The 12,075-nt window shown below is 73.9% G+C and carries 15 protein-coding genes; 9 read left to right on the top strand and 6 right to left on the bottom strand.

What is annotated here, in order from left to right:
- Positions 1-39 precede the first annotated feature (39 nt).
- Positions 40-288, bottom strand: a complete 249-nt coding sequence (locus tag AB0I11_RS01235; protein ID WP_357308720.1) for a flavin reductase — start codon at positions 286-288, stop codon at positions 40-42.
- On the bottom strand, positions 285-485 hold the full coding sequence (locus AB0I11_RS01230) for a hypothetical protein (RefSeq protein WP_357308717.1): 201 nt from the start codon (positions 483-485) through the stop codon (positions 285-287). The genes AB0I11_RS01235 and AB0I11_RS01230 overlap by 4 nt, the downstream gene beginning before the upstream one ends.
- A 200-nt stretch (positions 486-685) precedes the next feature.
- On the opposite strand from AB0I11_RS01230, the gene AB0I11_RS01225 reads away from it, so the two are divergent.
- The 4 genes from AB0I11_RS01225 to AB0I11_RS01210 all read left to right on the top strand — a co-directional run bounded on the left by AB0I11_RS01225 (position 686) and on the right by AB0I11_RS01210 (position 2,830).
- Positions 686-1,453, top strand: coding sequence for a helix-turn-helix transcriptional regulator (locus AB0I11_RS01225; protein WP_357308714.1), 768 nt, complete (start codon positions 686-688; stop codon positions 1,451-1,453).
- Positions 1,444-1,635: a DUF397 domain-containing protein gene (locus tag AB0I11_RS01220; RefSeq protein ID WP_357308711.1), complete on the top strand. Its 192-nt coding sequence runs from the start codon at positions 1,444-1,446 to the stop codon at positions 1,633-1,635. Before AB0I11_RS01225 ends, AB0I11_RS01220 begins: the two co-directional genes overlap by 10 nt.
- Positions 1,636-1,809: 174 nt before the next feature.
- Positions 1,810-2,001: a DUF397 domain-containing protein gene (locus AB0I11_RS01215; protein WP_357308708.1), complete on the top strand. Its 192-nt coding sequence runs from the start codon at positions 1,810-1,812 to the stop codon at positions 1,999-2,001.
- Between the two features lie 64 nt (positions 2,002-2,065).
- Positions 2,066-2,830, top strand: coding sequence for a crotonase/enoyl-CoA hydratase family protein (locus AB0I11_RS01210; protein ID WP_357308705.1), 765 nt, complete (start codon positions 2,066-2,068; stop codon positions 2,828-2,830).
- 2 nt (positions 2,831-2,832) lie between these two features.
- On the opposite strand, the gene AB0I11_RS01205 is transcribed toward AB0I11_RS01210, so the two are convergent.
- Complete coding sequence (locus tag AB0I11_RS01205) at positions 2,833-4,317, bottom strand: FAD-dependent oxidoreductase (protein ID WP_357308702.1); 1,485 nt, start codon at positions 4,315-4,317, stop codon at positions 2,833-2,835.
- A gap of 91 nt (positions 4,318-4,408) precedes the next feature.
- Between AB0I11_RS01205 and AB0I11_RS01200 the strand changes: the two genes are divergently transcribed.
- Complete coding sequence (locus AB0I11_RS01200; RefSeq protein WP_357308697.1) at positions 4,409-5,509, top strand: serine hydrolase domain-containing protein; 1,101 nt, start codon at positions 4,409-4,411, stop codon at positions 5,507-5,509.
- A 78-nt stretch (positions 5,510-5,587) separates the two neighbouring features.
- On the opposite strand, the gene AB0I11_RS01195 is transcribed toward AB0I11_RS01200, so the two are convergent.
- From AB0I11_RS01195 to AB0I11_RS01185, 3 genes are all read right to left on the bottom strand, one after another.
- Entirely contained in the window at positions 5,588-6,160 is a 573-nt protein-coding gene (locus tag AB0I11_RS01195) for a hypothetical protein (protein ID WP_357308694.1), read from the bottom strand.
- A complete protein-coding gene (locus AB0I11_RS01190) occupies positions 6,157-6,741 on the bottom strand; it encodes a sigma-70 family RNA polymerase sigma factor (protein WP_357308691.1) in 585 nt (194 codons plus the stop codon). Before AB0I11_RS01190 ends, AB0I11_RS01195 begins: the two co-directional genes overlap by 4 nt.
- Positions 6,742-6,804: 63 nt before the next feature.
- Positions 6,805-7,731, bottom strand: coding sequence for a phytoene/squalene synthase family protein (locus AB0I11_RS01185; RefSeq protein WP_357308687.1), 927 nt, complete (start codon positions 7,729-7,731; stop codon positions 6,805-6,807).
- A 65-nt stretch (positions 7,732-7,796) separates the two neighbouring features.
- On the opposite strand from AB0I11_RS01185, the gene AB0I11_RS01180 reads away from it, so the two are divergent.
- From AB0I11_RS01180 to AB0I11_RS01165, 4 genes are read left to right on the top strand one after another with little or no spacing between them, the layout of a single operon-like run.
- A complete protein-coding gene (locus AB0I11_RS01180; protein WP_357308684.1) occupies positions 7,797-8,951 on the top strand; it encodes a polyprenyl synthetase family protein in 1,155 nt (384 codons plus the stop codon).
- Positions 8,952-8,979: 28 nt separating this feature from the next.
- Positions 8,980-10,461, top strand: a complete 1,482-nt coding sequence (gene crtI / locus AB0I11_RS01175) for a phytoene desaturase family protein (protein WP_357308681.1) — start codon at positions 8,980-8,982, stop codon at positions 10,459-10,461.
- 55 nt (positions 10,462-10,516) lie between these two features.
- On the top strand, positions 10,517-11,143 hold the full coding sequence (idi, locus tag AB0I11_RS01170) for an isopentenyl-diphosphate Delta-isomerase (protein ID WP_357308678.1): 627 nt from the start codon (positions 10,517-10,519) through the stop codon (positions 11,141-11,143).
- Positions 11,133-12,071, top strand: a complete 939-nt coding sequence (locus tag AB0I11_RS01165) for a MerR family transcriptional regulator (protein ID WP_357308675.1) — start codon at positions 11,133-11,135, stop codon at positions 12,069-12,071. The genes idi and AB0I11_RS01165 overlap by 11 nt, the downstream gene beginning before the upstream one ends.
- The last annotated feature ends 4 nt before the right edge of the window (positions 12,072-12,075 follow it).

Genomic DNA, 12,075 nt, shown 5'->3' with positions numbered 1-12,075 from the left:
CGCACGGTCCACCCACGAGCCCTCGTCACCTGGCCGGTGTCAGCGGGCTCGCGCCCAGGCCAGGAACCGTTCGGTCAGGTCCTCGGCAACCGCCACCCCGTTGAGCTGCGACAACTGCGCACCGGCCTCGGCCATCAGGGTGCTCAGATAGATCAGCAGGGCGGTCCGGTCCGCCCGGTACTCCACCAGCAGCGCGAGCCGCGCCGGCTGACAGGGCCACGGCGCGGCACAGGCCCGGCAGAGCCACAGCGGACGCATCGGCAGGTGGGGCCGGGCGGGCCGGCTCACCTCGGACCGCCGTTCCCCCGCCACCCGCCGGCCCGCCACCGCTGCGCCGGGGTGAGGTTGCCGGCCCGGCCGGGCCCGTCGGTGGGAAAGACGGTCGTCGGCTGGTTCGCCCACGCCGGCCGGTCGTCCTGTGGGCTCCTGGGTCGGGGTACGCGCGGCGCCCCCTCGGCCCGGTGCCGCCAGAACCGGATACGCATGCCTGTCCCCTTCTCGTGTGGCCTGGGCAGGGCCGTCCCGACGTCATTGGCGGGACGGCCCCGCTGCGGACGCTGACCGCCGGGCTCTCGCACCTCCACCGGTCGCGCCGTCCTGCGCAACACGCTGCCTACAGTGGCCGGACAGATACACCGCGTAGCGCTATGGTCGGCAGATATTTCAGACGTCCGATGGAGGGGCCGTGAACGACGCGCTGCGGGTGGCGTTGAGCGACACCGGGCACACCACCGAATCACTCGCCGAGCGCGTGGGAGTGGACCCGAAGACAGTGGGCCGCTGGCTGAGTGAGGGCCGCATCCCGCATGCCCGACACCGGGTGTCGGCGGCTGAGGTGCTCGGTCGGGACGTCTCGGACATCTGGCCGGACACATCGAGACGTCGCGACCCAGTCTGGTTCCGCCCCTGGCAGGAGATCGAACGAGAAGCGGTCACCCTGCGTTCGTTTCAATCCGTTGTGCTGCCCGGTCTGCTCCAGACCGAGGCATACGCGCGAGCAGTCCTCACCGGAGCCGGCACCCTTCCCCGGACCGACATCGATCGGCACATCACAGCTCGACTCGCTAGACAGGGCATCCTCCGTCGAGAAGACCCACCCCAGTTCACGTCGGTGATCGACGAGGGAGTTCTCCGCCGACCGGTGGGTGGGGCGAAAACCATGCGGGAGCAACTGTTCGCTCTCGTCGAGGCATGCGCCGAGCCGCACATTCGGATCCAGGTCGTGCCGTCATCGGTGGGTGCTTACGCCGGGCTGAACGGTCCCTTCGTGATCGCAACCTGCCCCGATCACCGGCTCGCCGGCTACCTCGACAACCAGGTCCAAGGACAAGTGGTTAGCGATGTCGATGACCTCGCGGCGATAATGGCCGCTTGGGAGAACGTGCGCGGCGAGGCGCTCTCCCACTGGCAGTCGGTCGAGCTGATCAGGGAAGTGGCGGAGACATGGAACTGACGGGTGCGCAATGGCGCAAGAGCAGCCGCAGCAGCGGCAACGGCGGGGACTGTGTCGAGGTCGCCGACAACCTCCCCGGCCTGGTCGCGGTCCGCGACTCCAAAGACCCGACCGGCCCGGCCCTCACCTTCACCCCCACCGCCTGGCGCGTCTTCCTCACCCAGCCGCCCACCCGCGACTGAGCGATCCACCCACGCCATCAGGTCCGTAGTGGCCGCCGACCCATGCCCCGCCCCCGCCGGACACCTGGCGACTGACCCGCTCAACCCCGCCGGATCACCGACGACGACCAACCGCCGAACCCCGCCGACCCAGCGCGGCACGAGAGGCACGAGAGGCACGAGAGGCACGAGCGCATGAAGCTGACGGACGCCCGGTGGCGCAAGAGCAGCCGCAGCAGCGGCAACGGCGGCAACTGTGTCGAGGTCGCCGACAACCTCCCCGGCCTGGTCGCGGTCCGCGACTCCAAAGACCCGACCGGCCCGGCCCTCACCTTCCCCCCCACCGCCTGGCGCGCCTTCCTCACCCAGCCACCCACCCGCGGCTGAGCGATCCACGTACGACCTGGCGGGCGTCTGGCGCGCCGGGCGCCGTCGAGGGCATGCTGATCCGATGGGGGTACGCGTCGAGCACGCCGGGCCGGTGACCACGGTGATCCTGGACCGGCCGGAGGCCCGCAACGCCGTGGACGGCCCGACCGCCCGGGCCCTGGCGGACGCCTTCCGCGCCTTCGAGGCCGACCCCGAGGCGGCGGTCGCCGTGCTCTGGGGCGCCGGCGGCACATTCTGCGCGGGCGCCGACCTCAAGGCCATCGGTACGCCGCGCGGCAACCGGGTCGAGCCGGAGGGCGACGGCCCGATGGGCCCCACCCGGATGCGGCTGTCCAAGCCGGTCATCGCCGCGATCTCCGGGTACGCCGTGGCCGGCGGTCTCGAACTGGCGCTCTGGTGCGACCTGCGGGTCGCCGAGTCCGACGCCACCCTCGGGGTGTTCTGCCGGCGGTGGGGCGTACCGCTGATCGACGGGGGGACGGTGCGGCTGCCCCGGCTGATCGGGGAGAGCCGGGCCATGGATCTGATCCTCACCGGCCGGGCGGTGCCGGCCGACGAGGCGTACGCGATGGGTCTGGTGAACCGGCTGGTCGCGCCGGGTGAGGGCCGGGCGGCGGCCGAGCGGCTGGCCGCCGAGATCGCCCGGTTCCCGCAGACCTGCCTGCGCAACGACCGGGCGGCGCTGCTCGCGGGCGCCGGCCTGCCCGAACCGGAGGCGATGGCCACCGAACTCGCCTTCGGCACGGAGTCGCTGATCACCGACGCGGTCAGGGGCGCGGCCCGGTTCACCGCGGGCGCGGGCCGGCACGGCACCGCCGCCGACTGACGCTACTTCAGCGCCCGCAACGCTTCCTCGATCGCCCGGTGGAAGGTCGGGTACGCGTAGATCATGTGCCGGAGCTGGCTGACCGGCACGGCCGCGTGCACCGCCACCACCAGCGCTGAGAGCACCTCGCCCCCGGCCGGGCCGACCGAGGTGGCGCCGATCAGCACGCCCTGGTCGGCGTCGGCGATCAGCTTGATGAAGCCGGCGTTGCCGGCCTTGTGGATCCAGCCCCGGGTCGACGCGGTGAGATCCGTGTAGCCGACCTGCACGTTGATGCCGCGCTCGCGGGCCTGCCGCTCGGTGAGGCCGACCGCCCCCACCTCGGGGTCGGTGAAGGTGACCCGGGGCAGTGCCCGGTAGTCGGCGACCGGCACGCTGCCCGGGGCCCCGCCCGAGCTGCCGGCGCTCATCGCCCCGCCGACGGCGCTGACCACTCCGGCCGCGCCGCCCATCACGCTCGCGGTGCCGCTGGCGTCCGGGCCGCCCCTGGTCCGTCGCATGTGGTCGAGGACGTCCGCCACCACGATGGCCGCCTGGTACATGGCGATGTGCGTGAAGGCGCCCTCGCCGGTGAGGTCGCCGACGGCCCAGATCCCGTCCGTGACGTGCATCCGGTGGTCCACCGGCAGGTAGCGCTGGCCGGCGTCGACGCCGACGGTGTCCAGGCCCAGTTCGTCCAGGTGCGCCTTGCGCCCGGTCACCACGAGCAGCCGGTCGGCGGTGAACCGGCGCTCGCCCGCGTGCACGGCGAAGCCGGAGCCGTCGTGGCTGACCCGCTCGGCCTTGACCCCGGTCTCGATGGTCACCCCGTCGGCGCGCAGCGCCGCCGCCGCGACCTCCGACGCCTCCGGCTCCTCCACCGCCAGCACCCGGTCGGCCGCCTCGATGACCGTCACCCGGACGCCGAACCGGGCGAAGACCTGGGACAGTTCCAGCCCGATCGCGCCGCCGCCCAGCACCAGCAGCGACCCGGGCAGCTCCTCGACCTCGATGGCCTGGTGGTTGGTCCAGTACGGGGTGTCCGCGAGCCCGTCGATGGGCGGTACCGAGGGGCGGGTGCCGGTGCCGAGCACGATCCCGTACCGGGCTTCGAAGACCTGGTCGCCGACGCGTACCCGGTTCGGGCCGTCGAGCCGGCCGCTGCCCCGGACGAACCGGCCGCCCTTACCGACGAAACGGTCCACCGCCACCCGGTCGTTCCAGGTGTCGGTGGCTTCCTCGCGGATCCGCTTCGCCACCGGCGCCCAGTCGGGTCGCACCTCGGCCGTGCCGGCCAGCTCGTTGACCCGGTGCGCCTCGGCCAGCGCGTTCGCCGCCCGGATCATCATCTTGCTGGGGATGCAACCCCAGTACGGGCACTCGCCGCCGACCAGGTCCCGTTCGACACCGACGACGGTGAGGCCGGCCTCGGCGAGCCGCCCGGCCACCTCCTCGCCGCCGACCCCGAGCCCGACCACGACCACGTCCACCAGTTCCGGTTCCGCCATCCCGCCAGCATCACCCACCGCCGGGCGTCCGGCCATCGCACCGGGCCGGAATTCCCGCCCCGGTCACCCGCCCGACGGCTACCGTGGCCGGGTGCACGCACGCTTTGCCCCGGTCCGGGACTGCTTCCACGACCTGTTCGGCGCCGGGCGGGAGACCGGCGCGGCCCTGAGCATCTGGTACGACGGCGCGCCCGCCGTCGACCTGCTCGGCGGGACCCGGGCGGTCGTCGCGCCCGGCGTGCCCGTCCCGGTGACGGGCGCCGTCGACCCGTGGCGGCCGGACACCCTGGTCGACGTCTACTCGGTGGGCAAGCCGGTGGCCGCGCTCTGCCTGCTCATGCTGGTCGACCGGGGCCGGGTCGACCTGGACGCGCCGGTGTCGGCGTACTGGCCGGAGTTCCAGGCCCCGGCCACCGTGCGACAGGTGCTCGACCACACCGCCGGGCTGCCGGCCTTTCCGGTGCCCCGGCCCGCCGACGCGGTCGCCGACTGGGGGTTGCTCTGCGCCGACCTGGCCGCCGCCGAACCGGAGTGGACGCCGGGCACCGTCGCGGGCGAGCACGCCTGGACGTACGGGCACCTGGTGGGCGAAGTCGTCCGCCGGGTGGACGGGCGGCCGCTGGGGCGGTTCCTGGCCGAGGAGATCGCCGGCCCGTGGCGCCTCGACCTGGCCTTCGGGCTGGACGCGGCGGCCCAGGCACGCTGCGCCGACCTGTCGTACGCCGATCCGGACTGGCCGGTGCGGTCCCTCGGTGAGCCGGGGTCGCTGCGGGCCCGGGCGATGGGCAATCCGGCCGGGGGTCTGGACCTGGCGGTGCTGAACAGCCCGCTCTGGCGCGGCGCCGAGATGCCGGCGGTGAACCTGCACGCCACGCCGGCGGCCCTCGCCCGCCTCTACGCGGGCCTGGCGGCCGGCGGCACCCTGGACGGGGCGCGGTTGTTCAGCCCGGAACTGGTCGGCGAGGCGACCCGGGTGCAGTACGACGGCCCGGACCTGGTGCTGGACCGGGAGGTGTGCTGGACGTTGGGCATGCAACGGGAGCCGGACGGGAGCTGGGGGATGGCCGGGCTCGGGGGCAGCAGCGCCTGGGCCGATCCCGACCGCGGCTATGTCTTCGCGTACGCGACGGCCCGGCTGGCCAGCCACGACCGGGTCGACGACCTGGTGGACGTCCTGCACTCCTGCCTCTGATTCGGCTGCCTCACCCGCGCCGACCACGCCGGGACGGGCCGACGTCGCACTGGTGGCGACGTCGACCCGTCCGGACGATCACAGTTTGTAGCAGGTCATCCGGTTCTTCCAGGCCATGCCGAACGCCATCGGGCCGTCGCCCCCCTTGTACCCGATGCTCACCACCGCCCCCTTCGGAATGGCCGACGGGGTGATCACCAGGACCGCGTTCCCGCTGGACGAGAAGACCTGATCCGTGCCGGGCGGGGCGGGCAGGGAGTAACAGAGCGAGCCGACCCTGACCTCCGCCGGCACGCCGGCTCCAGCGAGGGCCTCCCGGACCTCGTCCGGGTCGGCGAGCTGCTCACTGGAGAGCTTGAGGGTCACCGTGCCGTTGGGGTTGCCGACCACGGAGAAGGCCACCGGAGCCATGCTGACCGGCACCGAGGTCGCCGGCCGCTCGGCGACCGACGGCCCGGCGGGTCCCCGGCCGGTGAGGGCCGGCACACCCACGACCAGCCCGGCGGCGAGCGCCGCCCCCACCACGGCCACCGCGGTCGACCGCCGTCGGCGCCGCGCATTGCCCGTGGCGATGATCTCCTCCGCCGGCTTCTCCATGTCCAGGCCGGACAGGCCCTCCGACACCACCCGAAGTACGTCGTGGTCTGTCACTGATCGATCTCCTCGGTTCCGGTGGATACGAGTTGGCCGCGCAGCGTCGCGACGGCCCGGGACAGGTGAGCGGTGACGGTGCCCGCCGCGATGCCGAGCACCTGAGCGGTGGTCTGGGTGTCCAGGTCCAGGAAGGTCCGCAGCGCGATCACCTCGCGCTGACGGGCCGGCAGGCGCCGCAGCGCCGCCATCAGCGTCGCGTCCACGCCCCCGCTGCCCAGGCCGACCACCACGTCGTGCTCATCGGCGAGCGCGATCTCACGGCGGCGCCGCCGCCACGCCGACACCCGCGCGTTCAGGGCGGTTCGCACCACCCATGCCTGGGGGGCGGGATGTCGACTGACCTTCCGCCAGGACATCCAGGCCCTGGTGAAGGCCTCTGCCACCAGGTCCTCGGCGCCCTGGCGGTCGCCCGTACCGGCCACCACCGCCTTTACACAGGCGGCGCGGTGGACCCGGTAGAACTCTGCGAACTGTGCTTGCTCACGTCCCACATCCCGTACACGCCTGCGCCCGCTGGACCACTTACCTCCGGTCCGGATTGCTGGGGACGAGTTGGTCGGGTGCTGCACTTCCGCCACCGAACCGACCACCCCCTGGTGACTGAAGGTAGCGATGACCGGCCGGGCACGCGGTCCGGTCGTTCAGGCCACCGGCACCGGTTGCCGCGTCGGAGCGGGGACCACCACCGGCGTCCCGGCGGGGGTGAGCAGCGCCCGCGTGGCCACCGCCAGCCGCCGCCGGTGCGGCACCACGGCCCGCCGCGCGAACACGTCGTACTCCTGGGCGGCTGCCTCGTCGAGGATCCCGCCGTAGAGCGCGTACGCGGTGCGCATGCAGGCCTGGGAAGCGGGCGCGAGCAGCGGGATGCCCGGGGCGGCGGCCAGGTAGTGGGCCCGTGCGCGGGTCACCTCGTACTCGATCAGGTCGCGGATCTTCGGCGTGGCACGGCCGGCGGCCTTGGCGGCGAGCAGGTCCTCCCGGGTGAGGTCGAAGCTGGCGAGGTCCTCGTCCGGCAGGTAGGTGCGGCCCCGGTCCAGGTCCTCGGCGACGTCCCGGATGAAGTTGGTGAGCTGGAACGCGAAGCCGAGTTGACGGGCCGGCTCCCGGGCGGCCGCCGGGTCGGAGCTGCCCAGGATCGGCAGCATCATGGTGCCGATGACGGCGGCCGAGCCCTCCATGTAGTCGAGCAGGTCGTCGTAGGTCGGGTACGACATGACGGTGAGGTCCATCGCCATGCTGCGCAGGAACGACGCGAAGTCGGCGCGGTCCAGGTCGAAGACGGCGATGGTGTGCAGCACCGCGGGCAGGAGCGGGTCGTCGACCGGCTCCCCGTGCAGGCCGGCGAGGAAGCGGGCGGACCAGTCGCCCAGCTTCGCGGCGCGCTCGGCGGGCGGCAGGTCCTCGGTCCGGTCCACGATCTCGTCCGCGTAGCGGGTGAAGCCGTACAAGGCGTGCACATGCCGACGTTTCCAAGCGGGCAGCAACCGGGTGGCGAGATAGTAGGTGCGGCCGTGCCGTCGGTGCAGCTCACGGCAGCGTTCGTAGGCGGCGGCGAGATCTGTCTCCACCGGGCCCTCCTCAAATTCGACGCAGCAATCGACGCAACTCGTAACCCTAGGGTACGCTCCACCGCATGGCCAACGACGCAGTTGCGGGAGACACCCTCCGCGTCGCACCGGCACAACCGGGAGCGACAGGAGATCCGGTCCGCGGCGTGCGGTCCGGGCTCACCCAGGATCTGGTCACCGGGATCGACGAGGTCCTGGCGGCCTTCCTCGCCAACGAAGTCGACTCGCTCACCGAGATCGACGCGGCGATGGGAGGCTTCGCCGCGTCGGCCCGCGACTGCGTGCTGGCCGGCGGCAAGCGGATCCGGCCGACCTTCGCCTACTGGGGCTGGCGCGCCGTGGCCGGCGACGACGAGCGGCTGCCCTCGGTGCTGCCGGCGCTCGCCGCGCTGGAACTCCTGCACACCTTCGCGCTGGTCCACGACGACGTGATGGACGCCTCCGACACCCGGCGCGGGCTGCCCACCGCGCACCGGGCCGCCGCCGCCCGACACCGGGCCGCCGGACACACCGGCGACCCCGACCGGTACGGCGAGGCGGTCGCCGTACTCATCGGCGACCTCTGCGTGGTGTGGGCCGACCGGCTGATGGCACACGCCACCGTACCCCCGGCGCGGCTGCTCGACGTCCGGCGCTGCTACGACCAGATGCGGGTGGAGACCGTGGCCGGGCAGTTCCTCGACGTGCTCGGCGAGCACGACGCGGCGGGCTGGACGGTCGACCGGGCGCTGCGGGTGGCCCGCTACAAGACCGCGAGCTACACCGTCCAGCGGCCGCTGCTCTTCGGCGCGCACCTGGCCGGGGCCGACGCCGAGTCGCCGCTGATCGCCGCGTACACCCGCTACGGGCTGGCCGTCGGCGAGGCGTTCCAGCTCCGCGACGACCTGCTCGGGGTCTACGGCGACCCGGTCACCACCGGCAAGCCGGCCGGCGACGACCTGCGTACCGGCAAACCGACGGTGCTGCTCATGCTGGCCCGGCAGCTCGCCGGCCCGGCCCAGCGCCGGGCCCTCGAGCGGGCCGGCTCGGTCACCGAGTCCCGCGAGGTGAGCCTGCTGGCCGACCTGGTCCGCGAGACGGGCGCGGTGGCCCGGGTCGAGCGGATGATCTCCGACCGGGTGGCCGACGCGCTGGCCGCGCTGGACACCCCGGCGATCGACGGGACCGCGCGGAGCGCGTTGACCGCCCTCGCCACCGCCGCCACCGCACGGTGGGCATGATGGTCAACTTTGGGATGGAGGTGGTCACGTGCGTGCCGTGAAGGGGCGGACGGACCGGGTGGTGATCGTCGGTGCCGGCCTGGGCGGGCTGGCCTGTGCGCTGCACCTGGCCGGCAGCGGCCGGCAGGTGACCGTCCTGGAGCGGGAGCCGGTGCCGGGCGGGCGCGCCGGCCGGCTCAGCGTCGACGGGTACGAGTTCGACACCGGCCCGACCGTGCTCACCATGCCGGACCTGATCGCCGAAGCGCTCGGCGCGGTCGGCGAGGAGCTGGCCGACTGGCTCGACCTCACCCCGCTCGACCCGGCCTACCGGGCGTACTACCCGGACGGGTCGACGCTCGACGTCATCACCGACACCACCCGGATGGCCGCCGAGATCTCCCGGGTCTGCGGACCGCGCGAGGCCGACGGCTACCTGCGTTTCGTCGACTACGCCCGCGACCTCTGGCGCTGGGAGCGGGCCGACTTCATCGAGCGCAACCTGGACGCCCCCACCGACCTGCTCACCGGCAACCTGCTGCGGCTGCTGGCCAACGGGGCGTTCCGCCGGCTCCAGACGAAGATCAACCAGTTCTTCCGCGACCCGCGTACCCAGCGGATCTTCTCCTTCCAGGCGATGTACGCCGGCCTCGCGCCGCACGACGCGCTGGCCATCTACGCGGTCATCGCGTACCTCGACTCGGTGGCCGGGGTGTGCTTCCCGCGCGGCGGCATCCACGCGGTCTCCCGCGCGATGGCCGGCGCGGCGGAGAAGCACGGCGTGCAGATCCGGTACGGCACCACGGTGACCCGGGTGGAGACCGCGCACGGTCGGGCCACCGGCGTGGTGACCGCCGACGGCGAGCTGGTCCCGGCGGACGTCGTGGTGCTCAACCCCGACCTGCCGGTCGCCTACCGGGACCTGCTGCCGCCCGCCCGGCAGCGGAAACTCACCTACTCGCCCTCCTGCGTGGTGCTGCACGTCGGCTCGACCCAGGGCTATGGCAAGATCGCCCACCACAACATCCACTTCGGCCGCGCCTGGAAGGGCACGTTCGACGAGGTGATCCGGCGAGGCGAGCTGATGACCGATCCATCGCTGCTGGTCACGAACCCGAGCCGGTCGGACCCGTCGGTCGCCCCGGCGGGGCGGCACACCTACTACGTGCTCGCCCCGGTGCCGAACCTCGACCGGGCGCCCTTCGACTGGCGCGGTGACCTGACCCGCCGCTACAGCGACCAGCTCATCGGCACGCTGGAGGAGCGCGGCTACCTGGGCTTCGGGGCGGGCGTCGAGGTGCTGCGCGCGGTCACCCCGGCCGAGTGGGCCGAGCAGGGCATGGCCGCCGGTACCCCGTTCGCCGCCGCGCACAGCCTCTTCCAGACCGGGCCGTTCCGCCCGCCCAACCTGCACCGGACGCTGGACAACGTGGTGTTCGTCGGCTCCGGCACCCAGCCGGGCGTGGGCGTGCCGATGGTCCTGATCAGCGGCAAGCTCGCCGCCTCCCGGGTCACCGGCGGTGACCGGTGAGCGCGAGGAGTGCAGCGGAGCGGAGCCCCGCAGTCGCGAACGAGAGGTTGGCACGGTGACCGCGCGGGAAGGGCACCTGGTCGAGCTGGTCGACGACGGCGGCCAGATGCTCGGCGAGGCGACCGTGGCCACCGCACACCAACCGCCGGGCCGGCTGCACCGCGCGTTCTCGGTGCTGCTGGTCGACCCGGCGGGTCGCGTTCTGCTCCAGCGACGGGCCGCCGCCAAGACCCGGTTCCCGCTGCGCTGGGCCAACTCCTGCTGCGGTCACCCGCTGCCCGGCCAGTCGGTGGCGGACGCCGCCAACCGGCGGCTGGCCGAGGAACTCGGCATCGACCCGGTCGACCTCACCGAGATCGGCGTCTACGTCTACTACGCCGAGGACCCGGCGACCGGCCGGGTCGAGTTCGAGTACGACCACGTGCTCCGCGCCGACGTGCCCGCCGACCTGCCCAGCCGGCCCGACCCCGAGGAGGTCGCCGAGCTGCGCTGGGTCGACCCGAACGAGCTGGCCGGCAAGCTCGACACCGACCCCCGGGCGTACGCGCCATGGCTCGGCGGGGTGGTGAACCGGCTGCTGAGCCGGACGCCGGCCCCCGGGTCGCCCGGCCCCGGCCCGGCCCACCCCGCCGGGTCAGGCGCACCGGCCGACGAGGCACCGGAGCGGTCGGGTGGCCGATGAGGCGCTGAGCGCGGGGTCGGTGGCGCGCCGGCTCGGTGTCGCGGTCACCACGCTGCGCACCTGGCACCAGCGGTACGGCCTGGGCCCCAGCGAGCACGTACCGGGCCACCACCGGCGCTACACGCCGGTCGACCTGGCACGCCTGGAGGTCATGCGGCGACTCACCGCCGAGGGGGTGGCCCCGGCCGAGGCGGCCCGCTGGGCCCGGCAGGCGCCCCCCGGCGCGCCCGCCGACCTCGCCGCGCTCCGCCCCGGCGTCCGGGACGGCGGAGGCACGACCATCCCGGTCGGGCGGGCCGGGCCGGTCGCCCGCGGCCTGGCCCGGGCCGCCATGCGCCTGGACTCGGCCGCCATCACCGGCACGCTGGGGCGGGCCCTCGCCACCAGCGGCGTGGTGGACACCTGGGACGGGCTGGTCCGGCCGGTGCTCGCCGGGATCGGCGAGCGGCACGCCGCCACCGCCGGCCTGATCGAGGTGGAACACCTGATGTCCCGGTGCGTCTCCGAGTCGCTCGCCGCGGCCGCCCGGGCCCACCCGGTCGCCGGACCGGCCCGGATCCTGCTCTCCTGCGCCGACGAGGAGCAGCACACCCTGCCGCTGGAAGCGCTCGCCGCCGCGCTCGCCGAGGTCGGGGTGGGCTACCGCATGCTCGGCGCGCGGGTGCCCGTACCGGCCCTGCTGGAGGCGGTCAGCCGGACCGGGCCGGCCGCCGTGGTGCTCTGGTCGCACACCCGGACCACCGCCGACCCCCACCAACTCACCGCGCTGCTCGCCGCCCCACGCCGGCCGCTGCTGGTGCTCGCCGCCGGGCCGGGCTGGCGGGACGACACGTTGCCCGGCGGGGTGGTCCGTCCGGTGGACCTCACCGAGGCGATCTCGCTCGCGACCGCGGTACGCGATTCGCTCGACCAGTCCGCGGCCGGCTGACCCG

It is taken from the genome of Micromonospora sp. NPDC050495, assembly GCF_040655175.1.
In the GTDB taxonomy this organism is placed as follows: domain Bacteria; phylum Actinomycetota; class Actinomycetes; order Mycobacteriales; family Micromonosporaceae; genus Micromonospora.
The sequence above is the reverse complement of the archived record's forward strand: the minus strand, read 5'-3'. Positions and strand labels throughout refer to the sequence as shown.